Here is a 16,064-nt window from a genome sequence, read left to right on the forward strand (position 1 = left end):
TCGATCTACGCTGAGGCATTAGTGCCGCAATTCAGGAAACTTGATCTGTTTGAGAATGTGCGTCGCGCCCTCGTCGATGTCGCGCACGATGGCCGCGCGGGCTCGTTCGCCGTCCTGGACCTCGATCGCCGCCACGACCTCTTCATGATAGTCAATGCCGAGAATGCCGGCGAGGTCGTCCTCGAAGCCGATGCGCAGGTTGCGGAGGAAGGGGCCCACCTGCATCCACACGGTCTCGATCAGGAAGATCATCTGCTCGTTGCCGCAGTGGCGGTATATCGAGAATTTGAAGTCGTGATTCTTGCGCAGGTAGTCGTCGATGTCGCCGCTGCGGGCGGCCTGGGTGAGTTCGGCGCAATGACGGCGGATGGCGCGCAGGTTGTTGCCGTTGATGAGGCCGGTGGCGAGCTCAGTGGCCGTGCCTTCCAGGACCGTGCGCACGTCGGTGAGCTGCTGGAAACGGTCCGCCGAAATCATCGGCACCTCGACGCTGCCGTTCGGCATCGGGCTCAACGCCCTGAGCGCCTGCAGCCGCATGAAGGCGCTGCGCACCGGCATGTCGCTGGTGCCGAGCTCCTTGGCGAGCTTGCGCGAGGTCAGCTTCTGGCCGGGCTGGAGCTGACCCGACATCAGCGCCCGCACCAGTTCCAGATAGACTTTCTCATGCAGCGGTACTGTGTCGAGGGCAGTCAGTCCGAATTGTGTTTTGTCGGCCATTGGCTATGCGCTACTTCGTCCGTCCCTGAAATCTGGTTTAGCCGCTCTGTCTGCAACCACGACACTTGGCCGGCGGCCCTCGATCGCACGATAGACGGTTAACGCGCGGCGCCGCAAGTGAGGCAGGGGCGGCCTCCCTGCCTGACCCGAACGCCGCCCCTGGGCATGCGCGCCGTGGAGCGATTCCAGTTAGCTGGGGACGCACTATCCGATGCGCGCGTCGATGATCTCGACGAAGCGCGCGAAGAGGCCGGCCTGCGACTTGATCTTGAGCTTGCGATAGATGTTGCGGCGATGGACCTTCACGGTCCCTGGGACGATCCTGAGCGCCCTGGCGATCGATTCCGTCGAGTGACCTTGGAGCACTAGGTCGACGACCTGTTTCTCGCGCGAGGTCAGCGACAGACTTCGCCAGATATGGGCGCGATCCAGCTCATTGGTCACCGCCGCGGCTTCGCCCGGCGGCGCAACCGTGGTCTCTTCGGCAGGCAAGGCTGGCCAGCGCTGTCGGCAGAAGCCGACCACCGCGGGAGCCATGTCGCGCAACAGCCTAGCGTCGGCTGTTCCGAACGGCCCCGAGGCGCGCAGCCGCATCAGCGACAGCACCAGCGCATCCTTGCCGGCCAGCGGAACGAAGAAGCCGACCTCCTCGGCGAGCCGGGTCTGGCTGTAGTACGAGCGGTAGTACTCGCTGGCATAGAAGCGGTCCGGCGCCAACTCGCGCATGCGCCAGAAGCCTTCCCTGCGCTCGACCGCGGCGTGATGGAAGGGGTCGAGCAGATAGGGCCCTTCCTGATAGAGCGCGACGAAGATGTGGCTTTCGGCCGGCGAGAAGGTCTCGAACAGAAGCGGCGGCCGCGCAGCACCCCGATAGCCGAAGACGACGCAGTGATCGAAGCGGACATGCCCGCGCAGCCAGCCGACGATCGCCTTGCCGAAATGATCGCCGGTCTCGCGCGCCGCGGCAATCACGGCGCCGAGCGCGTTGTAGTCGTCGCTGCGGGAGGCGCTCAATTCATACCCCTCGAAATGCTAAAATCAATTAAATATACCACCCGCGAGGTATATACTAGGCGCCATTGGCTCTGCTAGCTTTGCAAAGATTGCCTCACGCTGTCGCTGGAGCCCGTGGCTTGACTGCAGTGCCCGATATCGAGTTTCGCGCGGTCACCAAGCGCTACGGCGCCGTCACGGCGGTCAGCGGCATCGACCTTGCCATCCCGCCCGCGGCCTTCGTCGCCCTGCTCGGACCATCCGGCTGCGGCAAGACGACATGCCTGCGTATGATCGGCGGCTTCGAGCAGCCGAGCGAGGGGCAGGTGCTGATCCGCGGCCGCGACATGGCCGGAACGCCGCCTTACCGGCGTCCGGTCAACATGGTGTTCCAGCAGTACGCGCTGTTTCCGCATCTCGATGTCGAGGAGAACATCTCCTACGGACTGCGCCAGGCAAGGCCGCGTCTGTCATCGCGCGAGATCAGCCTGAAGGCAGGCGAGGCGTTGGCCATGGTGCAGCTTGCGGGCTACGGACGCCGCAAGATTCACGAGCTTTCCGGCGGCCAGCAGCAGCGCGTCGCGCTCGCCCGGGCGCTGGTCAACAAGCCTGCGGTTCTGCTGCTCGACGAGCCGCTGGCGGCGCTCGACAAGAAGCTGCGCACAGACATGCAGATCGAGCTGCAGAACCTGCAGCGCGAAATCGGCATCACGTTCGTTCTGGTCACCCACGACCAGGAGGAGGCGCTGTCGATGAGCGACTTCGTGTGCGTCATGAATGGCGGCCGCGTGGTGCAAATCGGCCAGCCGAGCGAGATCTATGACGAGCCGGCCGATCTGTTCGTCGCCGATTTCGTCGGCAAGACGAATCTGCTCAGCGGCAAGGTGGCCGGGCTCTCCGGCGACCTCGTCGACGTGGCGCTCGCCGACGGCACGGTGATTTCGGCGCGCAAGCGGGTACCGCTCAGCCGGGGCGAGGCCGTATCCGTCAGCCTTCGGCCGGAATCGCTCAGCCTCTCGGCGCCCGGAGGCGGCGGACTCAAGGGCATTGTCCGGAACCGCATCTTTCTTGGCTCGACCGCGGAATACGCGATCGAAGTGCAGGGCATTGGATCATTGCTTACCAAGGCCGATCACGTGACTGGCCGGGGCAACCTTTTCAAGCCGGGCGAACCCGTCGCCATCGGCTTCGCCGCCGGAGCGCCGCTGGCGTTTCCGCGCCCTAAGAACAACGGGACCAACCAGAGGGAAGACCAACATGTCAAAATCCTATCGTGACGGACTGCCGATAAGCCCCGAAAAATTCGTCGACCAATTGATGCGCCTGAAGCGCGGATCGATCAGCCGGCGCGACTTCCTTGGCCTCACCGGTCTTGGCGTCGCGACCGCGGTGATGGCGCGCGAGCTCGGCATCAGGCCGACACCGGCCTTTGCTGCCGAGAACCTCGGCGACCGCATGTCTATCGCCACCTGGCCGAACTATCACGACCCGCAGACCTTCGAGAACTTCAAGGCCGAGACGGGCGTGGCCGTCGAGGTCAACGTCTTCGGTTCGAACGAAGAGATGCTGGCCAAGCTGCAGGCCGGCGGCTCGGGCTGGAGCCTGTTCGTGCCGACCAACTACACCATCTCGACCTATAAGAAGCTCGGCATCATCGAGCCGCTGGACATGGCCAAGCTCGGCAATTTCGACGGCAGCAAGGAAGATGCCCGCTTCACCGCGGAAGGCACGATCGACGGCACGATCTACGCCGTGCCGAAGAACTGGGGCACGACCGGCTTTGCCGTCAACACCAAGAAGCTCGCCAAGCCGATGTCGAGCTGGAAGGAATTCTGGGATACTGCCATGGCGGAAGGCGATGGCCGCACCATGGTGCACGACTACCAGCTGACCACGATCGGCAATGCGCTGAAATATCACGGCTACTCGTTCAACTCGCTGAAGCAGGACGAGCTCGCCAAGGCCGAGGAACTGCTGCTCAAGGTCAAGCCGCATCTGTTCGCGGTGTCGAGCGACTATCAGCCGTCGATGCGCTCGGGCGACGCCTGGATGACGATGTGCTGGACCAATGACGGCGCGCAGCTTCATCGCGATATTCCTGAGATCGCCTATGTGCTCGGCAAGGAGGGCGGCGAGATCTGGACCGACTTCTACGCCATCCCGAAGGACGCGCCGAACAAGCCGGCCGGCTATGCGCTGCTCAACTACCTGATGAACCCGAAGGTCGCCATCAAGGAGCATCTGGCCAATGGCGCGCCCTCGACCGACGCGCGGGTCAACGCGCTGCTGCCGAAGGAGGTGCTCGAGAACCCGATTCTCTATCCGGCCGCCGAGCTTCTGAAGCCGCTCGAGTTCGGCGCCGCCGCGACGCTGACCGATCCGGGCCGCGCCGAGCTGATGGCGCGCTTCAAGGCCGCGTGAATCAGGGCACCAACTCCGGTCAAGTTCTTACCGCCGGCGGGCAGAGGCCCGCCGGCGCCGAAGCGGCTTTTTCAATGCGCGGCAGGTTCCTTCGCAAAAATCTTCTGACGGCCCTGCTGCTCGCTCCGGCGACGCTGTGGCTCGTCGTGTTCCTGGTCTTGCCGTTCGTCGCCATCGCCGTCTTCAGCGTCGGTGAGCGGGCACCCGAGGGCGGCTACCAGGCAGCGTTCACCTTCGCTCAATATGCCAACCTGCCGGCACGGGCGACCGCCTTCTGGAACACGATGGTGCTGGCGCCGGTCGGCGCGCTGGCCTGCCTCCTCGTCGGCTATCCTGTCGCCTACTACCTGGCGCTGCGCGCGCCGCAGCGCTGGCGGCTGATCCTGCTCGCGCTGATCGTCATCCCGTTCTGGACCAGCCTTCTGATGCGCACCTATGCCTGGATGTACATCCTTGGCGGGCGCGGCATTCCCGCCCTGCTCGCCTATATAGGCATCGAGGATCTCAGGCTGATCAACACGCCTGGCGCGGTGCTGCTCGGCATCGTCTATGGCTATCTGCCGCTGATGATCCTGCCGATTTATGTCAGCCTCGAGCGGCTCGACCGGCGGCTGCTCGAGGCTTCCGCCGATCTGGGTGCTACGCCGCTATCGACCTTCCTCGGCGTCACGCTCCGGCTGTCGTTGCCGGGCGTGATGACCGGATTTTCGCTGGTGATGATCCTGCTGCTCGGCGAGTATCTGATCCCCACGCTGCTTGGCGGCGGCAAGGTGTTCTTCATCGGCAACGCCTTGGTCGACCTCTTCTTGCAGTCACGCAACTGGCCGTTCGGATCGGCGATTGCCATCACGCTGGTGCTGGTCTCGGTCGTGGTGCTGATCATCGCCAACCGCATCTCGACCCGGCTTTCCGGCGCCCGCCGCGTGGACCTGATCTGATGCGCGCCTTCGTCGTTGCCGTCTTTGCGTTCCTCTATCTGCCGATCGCGCTGGTCGTGCTGTTCTCCTTCAATGCCGGCCACCACGCCAGCGAGTTCACCGGCTTCTCCGAGCAATGGTACGGCAAGGCGCTGTCGAACCCGTTCCTGGTCGAGGCGCTGAAGAACAGCCTGTTCATCGCCACCACCAGCGCGCTGCTCGCGGCTTTCTGCGGCACTGCCGCGGCGCTCGGGCTGCAGCGTGTCGGCGCGCGGACAAGGGGCGTGTTCGACGCATTGCTGGGTGCCGCGATCGTTGTGCCGGGTGTGGTCATCGGCATTTCGACGCTGGTAGCCCTGGTGCAGCTCTTCGCCGTCGTCAATCCGTTCCTCGCTTCGGTTTGGCCGACCGACCAGCCGCCGCGCCTGGCGCTCGGCTACGGCTCGATCATCGCCGCGCACGGCCTGTTCTCGATGGCGCTGGTGACGATGATCGTCGGCACGCGGCTCAGCAGCCTTGACCGCAACCTGGTCGAGGCCTCGAGCGATCTCTATGCGACACCGTTGACGACGTTCCGCTCGATCGTGCTGCCGCAAATCATGCCGGCGGTGATTGCCGGTTTCCTGCTCGCCTTCACCTTCTCCTTCGACGACTTCATCATCGCCTTCTTCGTCGCCGGCGCGCAGACGACTTTGCCGATCTATGTCTTTGCTTCGATCCGACGCGGCGTGACGCCGGAGATCAACGCCATCGCGACGATCGTGCTCGCCGCCTCGGTGCTGCTCGTCCTGCTCGCGCAATGGCAGCTCGGCCGACGAAAACCATCGCCTTGAAAGACAGATCCATGATTTTGAAAGATCGCATCGCCGTGGTGACGGGCGCCGGGTCGGGCATCGGGCGCGCCGGCGCCATGATCATGGCGCGGGAAGGGGCTGTCGTGGTGATCGCCGACCGGGATCCGGCGGCAGGCGAGGCCACGGCGGCCGCTATCCGCGCAGCCGGCGGCCGCGCCGAAGCGGTTGCGACTGATGTCGGCAACGACACGGCGGTCGAGGACCTCATAGCGGGAACGCTCGGCAAGCACGGCCGGATCGATATCCTGCACAGCCATGCCGGCATCCAGGTCGGCGGCACGCTGACGGAAGTCAGCACCGACGGCATGGACGCGTCGTGGCGGATCAATGTGCGGGCGCAGTTCCTCGCGGCGAAGACCGTCATGCCGGCGATGATCGCGCAGGGCGGCGGCGTCATCCTCAACACTGCGTCCAATTCCGGCGTCTTCTACGATCGCGAGATGATCGCCTATGCCACGTCCAAACATGCGGTGGTGGCGATGACCAGGCAGATGTCGCTCGACTACGCCAAGCACAATGTGCGCATCAACGCGCTCTGTCCGGGCTGGGTCGACACGCCGTTCAACGAGCCGTTCATCACCCAGATGGGCGGGCGCAACGCAATTGAAAACTATGTCCGTACCAAGATCCCGATGGGGCGCTGGGCGAGCGCGGAGGAGATCGCCGAAGCAATCCTGTTCCTGGTCTCCGACCGCTCGTCCTTCATGACCGGCCAGGCGCTGGTCGTCGACGGCGGCGAAAGCATCGGCTGAGGCGCGCTTGGCGAGCGATCTACCGGTCGACGGGATTTCCAAATGCCGGATCGCGGCGTCGCGAGTAGGTGTCGATACGCGGCAGATCGTCGGAAAATTCCAGCCAGGGCAGACGCAGCCGCCAATAGGCGTGGGCTTGTGGCCGAAACCGCTCCGGATGGTCGAAGAAGCCGATGGTGACATAAAGCTCGTCGTTCAGACCCTCGTCGCGATAGGCGATCGAGGTGCCGCATTTCTCGCAGAAGCTGCGGACGATGCCCTGGGTCTTCGAGAATTCCCTGGGCTGGCCGCGGGTCAAGCGGAACTGGTCCGGCCGGTAACCGATCCAGATGGTCAGCGGGCTTCCGATCGCCCGGCGGCAGTCGTCATCATGGTCGAAGCAGATCCAGAACGGATCGCCCTGCATCTCGGCCGCGATCGCCCCGCAAAAACATGCCCCCGTTTCGATCCTGCATTCCATCTCATCGCTCCTGATCGTGCTGAATTCCGTCGGCCGCGCTGTGCGCTGGTGGCGTGCTCAGTGGGAACATCAAAACCGGCAGCGAGTTCCTTTGGCCGTGCAACGCGCGGAGTGGTCCCAGCGGGTGGGCTTGCGCCCGAAGCAACGATCGGTCAAACCATAGGCCAGGTTCCGTGAAGAGGTTTGCCGTGCAAATGGAAAAAAGCCGCTCCGGCTCTCGGCTGTTTTCAATTTCGGCCGCAATAAATCGTCTTTCAGCGGGGCATCACTAGTCATGCGCTGTTGCCGGCACGAGAATCTGCAACGCGCGGAGGAGACCAAGGTCGGTTCGCATGTCGTTCGTGACGGCTGGACCGAGGGGGTATGCGGAGCGCTCGATCCGGCCTGTTGGCCGGCCATCAGGCGGGCGTCCGTCGTTCAGATCACGTAGCTTACTCAGCGCTCAAACCGAAACGGACGTGCCCGCCGAAGCGACTTCTCCTTCGTACGGACATGACCGATGCCTGACAAACCGAATTCCTCATTTCCCAGCGCCGATCCGCAAAGCTGGCTGACCACGCATGGAATAAGCGAGATCGAGTGCCTGGTGCCCGATGTCAACGGTGTGCTGCGCGGCAAGGCCTTGCCGGCGGCCAAGTTCCTGAAGTCGCTCGAGGACCGTGCGCTCTACCTGCCCAGCAGCGCTTTCCTGGTCGCGATCGACGGCCGCTATTCCGGCTCCATCGATGAAGGGTTCGCCTATCAGGACCCCGACATGCGCATGGTGCCCGACCTGTCGACGCTCAGCGTTGCGCCGGGCGGCGGAGACGGCAAGGCCTATGTCTTTGCCGATACGTTTCACATGGACGGCCGGCCGTGGATGGCTTCGCCGCGCCATGTGCTGAGGGCCGTGCTCGATCTTTACCGCCGGCGCGGCTGGCACGCCGTGATGGCGCCGGAGCTCGAATTCTACCTTACGGCGCCCAATCCCGATCCGGACCGGCCGCTGACCGCGCCGGTCGGGCGCAACGGACGGCCGGAAAGCGTGCAGCATCCCTATGACATGCAGGCGCTGGAGGAGTTCGAAGCGGTGACGCGTCGCCTCTATGAGCACGCCGCGGCGGCCGGCCTGCCGCTCGACACGCTGATCCACGAATCCGGCACGGCGCAGCTCGAGATCAACTTCCTCCATGGCGACCCGCTGGCGCTGGCCGACAAGGTGCTGTTGTTCAAGCGCATGGCCAGGCAGGCGGCGCAGGCGAGCGGTATGCACGCCACCTTCATGGCGAAGCCGATCGCGACGCAGGCCGGCAGCTCGATGCATCTTCACATGTCCATCGTCGACGAGCGCGGCGAGCCCCTGTTTGCCGGCAAAGACGGCGAGGACACAGAAATGTTCGCGCACTTCATCGGGGGCCTGCAGAAATACGTGCCTGAAATCATGCCGCTGTTTGCACCGAACGTGAACTCGTATCGCCGCATCCGGCCGGGCCACAGCGCGCCGGCCAATATTGAATGGTCGCATGATAACCGCTCCTGCGGCTTGCGGGTGCCAATGGGCGGGCGCGCCGCGCGGCGGGTGGAGAACCGGCTGCCCGGCGCCGACGCCAATCCCTACCTCGCCATGGCCGGCTCGCTCATCGCCGGATATCTCGGCGTCGAGGAGAAGCTGGCCCGCTCGCCGGAGGCCTTCGGCAACGCCTATCGCAGCCAGAGCACGCTGCCCAAGACCATGGAGGAAGCGCTCGACCGTTTCGCCGCCTGCGAGCCGGTGCGGGTGCTGCTCGGGGAGGATTTCTTCCAAACCTATCTGCGCGTGAAAAGCGTAGAGCTCGACCTGTTCCAGACCGTGGTGACGTCGTGGGAACGCGACCATCTGCTGCTCAAGGTGTGACCATGGCTTCGACGGGTTTCAATTCCGGTCTTGATATCGGCAAATCCTATTATGTGGCGACTGCCAATGCGGCGCCGGACCATCCGGCGCTTACCGGCGATGCAGAAGCCGACCTGGTGGTCGTCGGTGGCGGCTGCACCGGGCTTTCGGCGGCGCTCCATGCGGCCGAACGCGGCCTTAAAGTGGTGCTGCTCGAAGGCGGCAAGATCGGCTGGGGTGCCTCTGGGCGCAATGGCGGCCAGATAATCCCCGGTCTGCGCAAGGGCGCCAAGGAGTTGGTCAGGGCGTTCGGGCCGGAGCGGGCGAAGGCGCTGTTCGACCTCGCCTTCGAGGCGCGAGGCTTGGTGCTCGACATTATCGAGCGCCACGGCATCGAGTGCGACTTGCGGCTGACCGGCCATCTGGTCGGCGCGGTCAACGGCTCCGACATGCGCGAATTCGAGGAGGAGGCCGAGTGCCTCGCCAAGGTGATGGACTTCCCGCATGTCGAGATCCTGTCGGCGGCGGAGGCGCGGCGCATGGTCGATACGCCTTATCTCGGTGCATCCTTCGAGACGCTCGGCGGACACATGCATCCGCTGAACTACACGCTGGGGCTCGCCGGGGCCGCTTCTGCCGCTGGCGTCACCATCCACGAGAACTCGGTCGCCGTCCGGCTGGAGCGCGAGCCCGCTATCCGGGTGTTCACCGACAAGGGTTCGGTCCGTGCCAGGCATGTGGTGCTGGCCGGCGATGCGCTGCTCAACGGGCTCGAGCCGCGCGTCAACAGCCGCATCATGCCGATCGGCAATTACATCGTCGCTACCGAGCCGTTGGGCGCGCGCAACGTCATCCCGTCCAACGCTGCGGTTTCGGACACGCTTTTCGTGGTCAATTACTACCGCATGTCCGCGGATGGCCGCCTGCTGTTCGGCGGCGGCGAGCGCTATACGCCTTCGCCGCCGGCCGACATTGCCGGCTTCGTGCGGCCGCATATGGAAAAGACCTTTCCGCAGCTTAGGGGGTGCCGGATCGACCATGCCTGGGGCGGGCTCGTGTCTGTGACGACGTCGCGCCTGCCGCATGTCGGGCATTATGGCGAGGTCTATTTCGCGCATGGCTATTCCGGCAAGGGAGTCATCCTGTCGACGCTGTCGGGCAAGCTGCTCGCGGAAGCGATCACCGGCGATGCCTCGCGGCTCGACCTGTTCTCGACGCTGACGCCGTTGCCGTTCCCCGGCGGCACGGCGCTGCGCGGGCCGCTCTATGTGCTCGGCATGCTGTGGTATGCGATGCGCGATCGCCTCAGGCATTGAGCGCCGACTTTCCCGTCGGTGCCGGCGACGAATCCGGCGCGGAACTGCACGTCTTCGGCCGAAAATCAAATCGTCGGCTCGCTAGGTGTCGCGGTTGGTCAGCGCGATGTGGCAGCAGCCGGAGCCGTGGCCCGGCGTCCAGGTCACGTTGGCGAAGCGCACGCCGGTTGCTTCGAACAGTCCGCGGTCGAAGGCGCCGGCGATGCGGCAGAGCGTGGCAAGCTTTTCGTCGCTGACGCCGGCCTCGACCCACGCATCCTTCAGCGGGCAGCGCTTCACCTTGAAAGCGATGCGGTCCGGCCCGCGCTCGACGTCGGTCGGATACATGCGCCCGCCATCCGGGCTGACGCAAAGAAACGCCTCACCGATCGCCAGCGCATCATTGGGGCCGAAACCGGCGAAAGCGGCCGCTGCGACTTCCTGGCCGCGCTTTTCGATAGTGCGGATCATTAAAGCTTCGGCCTTCTCGGCGCCAAGTTCGGCGGTCAGCTCATCGAGGAAGAGGCGATAGAGATCGCCCCTGTTGCGAAAGGCGGAGTCGAGCTCGCGCGACAGTTTTTCGGCAATGGCTGCGTCGGAGTCGGTCATGGTGTTTTGATCCTATTCAGCCTCGGGGTTGCCGCCACCAGCGCCTTGCCGACCGCCGATTGCGGGCTGGCGATGACGGTGCGGGCGTCGCCCCTCTCGGCGACCCGGCCGGCATCGAGGAGAACGATGCGATGCGCGACGGCGCGGATTACGCCGAGATCATGCGAAATGAAGAGATAGGCGATCTGTTCCTGTCTTTGCAGGTCGAGCAGCAAGTCCAGGATCTGTCCGCGCACCGAAACGTCGAGCGCCGAGACCGCCTCGTCGAGGACGATCAGCGACGGTCGGGCGGCGATGGCGCGGGCGATCGCTACCCGCTGGCGCTGGCCGCCGGAAATCTCGTGGATCGCGCGCGCGGCAAGGCCGGCATCGAGGCCGACACGCTCCAAGAGAGCTGCGATGCGGCGCGGGCGCTCCGAGCGCGAGGCGATGCCGTGGATGCGCAATGGGTCGTCCAGCGCACGCGCCACGGTGGAGCGCGGGTTAAAGGCGGCGAGCGGATCCTGGAAGACCATCTGGAGGCGGGCACGGCGGGCGCGCAACGCGGCGCCCGACAAGATAAGCAAGTCCGCGCCCTCAAATTGGATGCGCCCGGCGTCGGGCTCTAGCAGGCGCAGTACCAGCCGCGCAATCGTCGACTTGCCGCTGCCGGACGGGCCGGCGACGGCCAGCGTTTCGGCCGGGCCGATCTCAAACGAGACATCGTCGACCGCCGCAAAAGGTTTGCCGCCGTGGCGATAGCGCTTGGAGAGATTGGAGACGGCGAGCACGGTCATGCCGAGGCGCCTTGCCGGACAAGAAGCGGCTTGGCGTCGAGGCCGAGATGGGCATCGAGCAGCGTGCGCGTATAGGCATGGCGCGGCGCGTTGAGGATCTGGTCCGTGTCGCCCAATTCGACCAACTCGCCATGACGCAGCACCGCGATGCGTTCGGCGAGCGTGGCGGCGAGCGCGATGTCGTGGCTGATGAAGGCGAGCGTCAGGCCGTCCTCGTTGACCAACCCGCGGATCAGGGAAACGATCTCGGCCTGGACGATGGTGTCGAGCGCGCTGGTCGCCTCGTCGGCAATCAGCAGTTTCGGGGCGGCGGCGATGGCCGCTGCGATTGCAACGCGCTGCTTCTGGCCGCCGGACAGCTGGTGCGGATAGGCGCGCAAGACGGCTTCGGAGTCGGGCAGGCGGACGCGCTCGAGCAGGGTTTTGGCTTTGGCATAGGCCTCGCGCCAGTTGAGGTTGAGATGCGTGCGTGCGACCTCGGCGATTTGCTTGCCGACCGGCATCACCGGGTCGAGGCTGAAGGAGGAGTCCTGGAAGACGAAGCCGATGTCGCGGCCACCAATGGGCTGAAAATGCGGAGGCTGGCGATCCTGCGCACCCCCCTCTATCCCGCCGGACGACTGGACGGAGGGGGGTGTGAGGGAATTAGACGATCGAGGTTTCTGCCACTCGATCGAACCTCCAACCTCGGCCGCTTCCGCCAACAATCCCGCAACCGCCAGCGCCAGCGTGCTCTTGCCCGAGCCGCTCTCACCGATGATCGCAAGGCGTTCCCCGGCTTCCACATCAAGGCTGATGCCCTTCAGCGCCGTTACCTCGACGCCCTCGCGCCGATACCGCACCGTCAGATCGCGGATCGAAAGCAGCGCAGTCACGAAAGGCTCCTGCGTACCGCGGTGCTTTCCACCACGCCCTCGCCGGCGAGGTAAACGCCGAGAACGGTCAGCACCAGCGCGATACCGGGAACGATCGACAGCAAAGGCGCGGTGCGCAAGACAGTGCGGCCTTCGGCGATCATGCCGCCCCAGGTGACGCGGTTGGGATCACCGAGGCCGAGAAAGGAAAGCGCTGCTTCGGTGAGGATGGCGGCCGCGACGATCACCGAGGAAAGCGCCAGCACCGGCGGCAGCGCATTGGGCAGCACCTCGCGAAAGGCAATCTCGAGCGGATGCATGCCGATGACGCGAGCGCCGGCGACATAGTCGCGCTCGCGGATCGACAGCACTTCCGCGCGCGCCACCCGCGCCGGCCCGGTCCAGGCGCCGAGCGCGATGGCCGCGATCACCACACCAAGCGAGGGGCCGACGATGCTGACGAACGCCAGCGCCAGCAAAAAACTAGGCACGGTCTGGAAGGCGTCGGTGATGCGCATCAGCACCTCGTCGATCAAGCCGCCGGCGAAACCGGCCAGCGTGCCCACCACCGCGCCGACCAGAAGCGCAGCTGCGGCCGCCGCTAGTCCAACCGCCAGCGAGGTGCGCGCGCCGTGGAAAAGTTCGGCCAGCACGTCGCGGCCGAGCCGGTCGGTGCCGAGCGGCAGCGACCAATTTTGCAACGGCGGCAGCAAGGCCGGGCCGGCGATCGCTTGCGGGTCGCCCGGAAAGAGCAGCGGCGCTGCCAGCGCGATCGCGACGAGCAAGGCGAGGATGAGTGCGCCGGCGATCGCTTCCGGCGTCTGGAAAAAGCGATGCAGCCTCTTCATGCGACCGCCTCGCCGGCACCGACGCGCGGATCGAGGAAGGCGTAGGCGAGATCGACCAGGAGGTTGATGACGATAACGAGCACGGCACTCACCAAAATGATGCCGAGCAGCAGCGGCGTGTCGCGTCCGGCGACGGCTTCCTGCGCCAGCCGGCCGAGGCCGGGGACGGCAAAGACGCTTTCGATGACAACGCTGCCGCCCAGCATCTGCGCCGATTGCAAGCCGAGCATGGTGACCAGCGGCAGCAGCGCGTTGCGGGCGACATGCGCAAGCACGATGCGCCGGCGCGGCAAGCCCCTGGCACGGGCGGCAAGCACGAAATCCTGCCGCCAGGCTTCCGCCATGCCGGCGCGCATCATGCGCAGATAGAGCGCGAGATAGATGAAGCCGAGCGCCGAGACCGGCAGCACAAGATGGGCGGCGATGTCGCGGGCCCGCGCCACCCCGGTCTTGGCCGATGCGACGGTCTCGATGCCGCCGATCGGCAGCCAGCGCAGGTCGACGGCAAAGACGACGATCAGCACAAGGCCGAGCCAAAAGCCCGGCACGGCGTAGAGCGCCAGCGAGCCGATCGACAGGAAGCGATCGCGAAAGCTGCCGGGACGCGCACCGGCATAGATGCCGAGCGCCGAGCCGAGGCCGAAGGAGAGCGCGGTGGCGCTGCCCATCAGGATGAGCGTGGTCGGCAGGCGTTCGAGGATGACGTCGCGGATCGGCCGCGAGAAGGTGACAGACTGGCCAAGGTCGAGGTGCAAGAGCGCCCAGAGATAGTTGGCGAGCCGGGTCAGCTCCGACTGGTCGAGGCCCCAGCGGTGGCGCAGCAATTCGATCATGCCGGCATCGCCGCCGGTCGAGACGATATAGGCGTCGACCGCGTCGCCGGGGGCAGCTTCGAGCAGCAGGAAGCTGCCGATGACGACGATCAGCAGCACGAAGACGCTGCCGACGAGACGGCGGCGCAGGAGGGTGAGGGCTCGGGTCATGGCGACGCCATATCAGGGCCAACCCTTGGATGCCGCGTCCGGCAGGACAGAGGGGCGCGCGACGGAACTCTCATTCTCAAAGCTCAGCACCCAGGCAGGCAATCCGCAAGTGCGGATCAACCCGCCAAAAAGGTGTCCGCCCAGTTCGATACCGCCCAGCGCGGGTTGTTGGCGATGTTGCCGACAGTGTCGCGGGCGACGGAAATGAAGCTCCACTCGGCGACGTTGATCAGCGGCAGGTCGGCCGCCACCATTTTCTGGAATTCCTTGTAGAGCCCGGTGCGGGCGGATGTGTCGAGCGTCTCTGACGCTTTGGCGATCAGCGCATCCAGGTCGGCGTTCTTGTAGCCACCCTGGTTGGAGAAGGGCACGCCGTCGGGGATGCCGCTCTGCACCAGGATGGTGGTCGAGATCGCCGGGTCGCCTCGGAACACCGGCGGGCCGACGGCGAGGTCGAAGGCATGGTCGGTATAGACCGCCTTCATATGGGCGGCCGAGTCGTTATTGACGATTTGGGCGTCGATGCCGATTACGGCCAGCGCCTGGCGCAGGTAATCGCCGAACTGCTTGGTCTCATTGAAGTAGGGCGCCGGCAGCAGCTTCAGTGCAAAGCGCTTGCCGTCGTCGGCCCGTTTGTAGCCGGCCTCGTCGAGCAGCTCGTTGGCCTTGGCGACGTCGAAGGGGTAGATCGGGACGTCGGCAGTGTAGAATTGCGGATCGTTCTTCGGCACCGGACCGGTTGCGGTCGCGGCGTAGCCGAGGAAAATTGTCTTGACGACGAAATCCTTGTCGATGGCATGCGCGATCGCCTGCCGCACTTTCAGGTCCGCCAGTTCCTTGCGGCGATGGTTGATCTCGACGACGAGCTGGTAGGTCAGCCCCTCATAGCCCTTGGTGATGACCTTCAGGCCCGGCACCTTTGAGATGCGGTCGAGGTCGGCGAGCGGCACGGCGGAGAAGGCGGCGAGCTGGATTTCTTCCGCCTCGAGCGCCGCAGCCGCAGAGGTTCGGTCGGGCAGCACCTGGTAGACGATCTCGTCGAGATAGGGCTCGTCCTTGTCCCAATAGGCATCGTTCCGCGCAAGCCGATAGTACTGGCCGGCCTTATATTCGGCGAATTTGAACGGACCGGTGCCGACCGGAGCGTTGTTGGCCGGGTTGTCCTCGATCTTGCCCACCTCATAGACGTGCTTCGGCACGACGCTGCTCAATGCCGGCAGCGCGTTGCGGATCAGCTGGAACGGCGTCGGCTTGGCGAATTTGAACACGGCCGTCAGCTTGTCGGGCGTGTCGACGGCTTCAAGGTCCTTGAACACCGTGCGGCCGAGATTCTGCAGAGGCTTCCAGACCTGCAGCGCGGAGAAGGCGACGTCGGCGGAGGTGAAGGGCTTGCCGTCATGCCATTTGACGCCGTCGCGCAACTTGAAGGTCACCGACCGGCCGTCGGCCGCGCCTTCCCAGGAAAGCGCAAGGCGCGGCTGAAGCCCGTCCTTGCTGTCGAAGGAGGCCTCGGCCAGCGTCTCGACCACCTTGCTGGAGATGAAGAAGACGCCGTTGGAAGCGACAATAGCCGGATTGAGGTTGCGCGGCTCGGAGTCGGCGGCCACGATCAACCTGCCACCCTTCTTCGGCGTCTGCGCCCGGCCGATGGCCGGCAACGCGGTCGAGGCCAGAAGCAGTGCCGAGCCGGCCAGCAGGCCGCGGCGTGAAATCGGCAATCCGGACATCCTCAA

The 16,064-nt window shown here is 65.2% G+C and carries 16 protein-coding genes; 7 read left to right on the plus strand and 9 right to left on the minus strand.

Features of this window, described 5'->3' with window-relative positions; genetic code table 11:
- Positions 1 to 18: 18 nt before the first annotated feature.
- Together CK215_RS23970 and CK215_RS23975 are read right to left on the minus strand one after the other, a co-directional pair.
- Positions 19 to 717: a GntR family transcriptional regulator gene (locus CK215_RS23970; RefSeq protein WP_066990043.1), complete on the minus strand. Its 699-nt coding sequence runs from the start codon at positions 715 to 717 to the stop codon at positions 19 to 21.
- A gap of 204 nt (positions 718 to 921) precedes the next feature.
- Positions 922 to 1,731, minus strand: coding sequence for a LuxR C-terminal-related transcriptional regulator (locus CK215_RS23975; RefSeq protein ID WP_095826835.1), 810 nt, complete (start codon positions 1,729 to 1,731; stop codon positions 922 to 924).
- Between the two features lie 119 nt (positions 1,732 to 1,850).
- Between CK215_RS23975 and CK215_RS23980 the strand changes: the two genes are divergently transcribed.
- From CK215_RS23980 to CK215_RS24000, 5 genes are all read left to right on the plus strand, one after another.
- A complete protein-coding gene (locus CK215_RS23980; protein WP_095832403.1) occupies positions 1,851 to 2,987 on the plus strand; it encodes an ABC transporter ATP-binding protein in 1,137 nt (378 codons plus the stop codon).
- A complete protein-coding gene (locus CK215_RS23985; protein WP_095832404.1) occupies positions 2,968 to 4,131 on the plus strand; it encodes a spermidine/putrescine ABC transporter substrate-binding protein in 1,164 nt (387 codons plus the stop codon). The genes CK215_RS23980 and CK215_RS23985 overlap by 20 nt, the downstream gene beginning before the upstream one ends.
- A gap of 74 nt (positions 4,132 to 4,205) precedes the next feature.
- Complete coding sequence (locus CK215_RS23990) at positions 4,206 to 5,069, plus strand: ABC transporter permease (RefSeq protein ID WP_066990457.1); 864 nt, start codon at positions 4,206 to 4,208, stop codon at positions 5,067 to 5,069.
- The gene (locus tag CK215_RS23995) at positions 5,069 to 5,881 is read left to right on the plus strand and encodes an ABC transporter permease (RefSeq protein WP_066990030.1); all 813 of its coding nucleotides are present in this window, start codon (positions 5,069 to 5,071) and stop codon (positions 5,879 to 5,881) included. Before CK215_RS23990 ends, CK215_RS23995 begins: the two co-directional genes overlap by 1 nt.
- Positions 5,882 to 5,892: 11 nt before the next feature.
- The gene (locus CK215_RS24000; protein WP_066990027.1) at positions 5,893 to 6,654 is read left to right on the plus strand and encodes a glucose 1-dehydrogenase; all 762 of its coding nucleotides are present in this window, start codon (positions 5,893 to 5,895) and stop codon (positions 6,652 to 6,654) included.
- A gap of 19 nt (positions 6,655 to 6,673) precedes the next feature.
- Here CK215_RS24000 and CK215_RS24005 read toward each other — a convergent pair whose 3' ends face one another.
- The gene (locus tag CK215_RS24005) at positions 6,674 to 7,114 is read right to left on the minus strand and encodes a GFA family protein (protein ID WP_066990025.1); all 441 of its coding nucleotides are present in this window, start codon (positions 7,112 to 7,114) and stop codon (positions 6,674 to 6,676) included.
- Positions 7,115 to 7,613: 499 nt separating this feature from the next.
- Between CK215_RS24005 and CK215_RS24010 the strand changes: the two genes are divergently transcribed.
- Together CK215_RS24010 and CK215_RS24015 are read left to right on the plus strand one after the other, a co-directional pair.
- Entirely contained in the window at positions 7,614 to 8,987 is a 1,374-nt protein-coding gene (locus CK215_RS24010; protein WP_095832405.1) for a glutamine synthetase family protein, read from the plus strand.
- 2 nt (positions 8,988 to 8,989) lie between these two features.
- Positions 8,990 to 10,282, plus strand: coding sequence for an FAD-binding oxidoreductase (locus CK215_RS24015; RefSeq protein ID WP_066990019.1), 1,293 nt, complete (start codon positions 8,990 to 8,992; stop codon positions 10,280 to 10,282).
- 81 nt (positions 10,283 to 10,363) lie between these two features.
- Here CK215_RS24015 and CK215_RS24020 read toward each other — a convergent pair whose 3' ends face one another.
- The 6 genes from CK215_RS24020 to CK215_RS24045 all read right to left on the minus strand — a co-directional run bounded on the left by CK215_RS24020 (position 10,364) and on the right by CK215_RS24045 (position 16,058).
- The gene (locus CK215_RS24020; RefSeq protein ID WP_095832406.1) at positions 10,364 to 10,870 is read right to left on the minus strand and encodes an L-2-amino-thiazoline-4-carboxylic acid hydrolase; all 507 of its coding nucleotides are present in this window, start codon (positions 10,868 to 10,870) and stop codon (positions 10,364 to 10,366) included.
- Entirely contained in the window at positions 10,867 to 11,646 is a 780-nt protein-coding gene (locus CK215_RS24025) for an ATP-binding cassette domain-containing protein (RefSeq protein WP_095832407.1), read from the minus strand. Before CK215_RS24025 ends, CK215_RS24020 begins: the two co-directional genes overlap by 4 nt.
- On the minus strand, positions 11,643 to 12,521 hold the full coding sequence (locus CK215_RS24030) for an ABC transporter ATP-binding protein (RefSeq protein WP_095832408.1): 879 nt from the start codon (positions 12,519 to 12,521) through the stop codon (positions 11,643 to 11,645). Before CK215_RS24030 ends, CK215_RS24025 begins: the two co-directional genes overlap by 4 nt.
- Positions 12,518 to 13,348 carry an ABC transporter permease gene (locus CK215_RS24035; protein ID WP_095783581.1) on the minus strand — a complete coding sequence of 277 codons (831 nt, stop codon included), beginning with the start codon at positions 13,346 to 13,348 and terminating at the stop codon, positions 12,518 to 12,520. The genes CK215_RS24030 and CK215_RS24035 overlap by 4 nt, the downstream gene beginning before the upstream one ends.
- Entirely contained in the window at positions 13,345 to 14,331 is a 987-nt protein-coding gene (locus CK215_RS24040) for an ABC transporter permease (protein WP_095832409.1), read from the minus strand. Before CK215_RS24040 ends, CK215_RS24035 begins: the two co-directional genes overlap by 4 nt.
- Positions 14,332 to 14,447: 116 nt before the next feature.
- Positions 14,448 to 16,058 (minus strand): ABC transporter substrate-binding protein, encoded by a 1,611-nt coding sequence (locus CK215_RS24045; protein ID WP_066990000.1) that lies wholly within the window; start codon positions 16,056 to 16,058, stop codon positions 14,448 to 14,450.
- Positions 16,059 to 16,064 lie beyond the last annotated feature (6 nt).

It is taken from the genome of Mesorhizobium sp. WSM3864, from assembly GCF_002294955.1.
Classification (GTDB): Bacteria; Pseudomonadota; Alphaproteobacteria; order Rhizobiales; family Rhizobiaceae; genus Mesorhizobium.

Excerpts from the sequence above, each read along its gene's own strand:
- CK215_RS23970 (WP_066990043.1), bottom strand. The coding sequence starts at position 717 with ATGGCCGACAAAACACAATTCGGACTGACTGCCCTCGACACAGTACCG.
- CK215_RS23985 (WP_095832404.1), top strand. The coding sequence starts at position 2,968 with ATGTCAAAATCCTATCGTGACGGACTGCCGATAAGCCCCGAAAAATTC.
- CK215_RS23990 (WP_066990457.1), top strand. The coding sequence starts at position 4,206 with ATGCGCGGCAGGTTCCTTCGCAAAAATCTTCTGACGGCCCTGCTGCTC.
- CK215_RS23995 (WP_066990030.1), top strand. The coding sequence starts at position 5,069 with ATGCGCGCCTTCGTCGTTGCCGTCTTTGCGTTCCTCTATCTGCCGATC.
- CK215_RS24000 (WP_066990027.1), top strand. The coding sequence starts at position 5,893 with ATGATTTTGAAAGATCGCATCGCCGTGGTGACGGGCGCCGGGTCGGGC.
- CK215_RS24005 (WP_066990025.1), bottom strand. The coding sequence starts at position 7,114 with ATGGAATGCAGGATCGAAACGGGGGCATGTTTTTGCGGGGCGATCGCG.
- CK215_RS24010 (WP_095832405.1), top strand. The coding sequence starts at position 7,614 with ATGCCTGACAAACCGAATTCCTCATTTCCCAGCGCCGATCCGCAAAGC.
- CK215_RS24015 (WP_066990019.1), top strand. The coding sequence starts at position 8,990 with ATGGCTTCGACGGGTTTCAATTCCGGTCTTGATATCGGCAAATCCTAT.
- CK215_RS24020 (WP_095832406.1), bottom strand. The coding sequence starts at position 10,870 with ATGACCGACTCCGACGCAGCCATTGCCGAAAAACTGTCGCGCGAGCTC.
- CK215_RS24025 (WP_095832407.1), bottom strand. The coding sequence starts at position 11,646 with ATGACCGTGCTCGCCGTCTCCAATCTCTCCAAGCGCTATCGCCACGGC.
- CK215_RS24035 (WP_095783581.1), bottom strand. The coding sequence starts at position 13,348 with ATGAAGAGGCTGCATCGCTTTTTCCAGACGCCGGAAGCGATCGCCGGC.
- CK215_RS24040 (WP_095832409.1), bottom strand. The coding sequence starts at position 14,331 with ATGACCCGAGCCCTCACCCTCCTGCGCCGCCGTCTCGTCGGCAGCGTC.
- CK215_RS24045 (WP_066990000.1), bottom strand. The coding sequence starts at position 16,058 with ATGTCCGGATTGCCGATTTCACGCCGCGGCCTGCTGGCCGGCTCGGCA.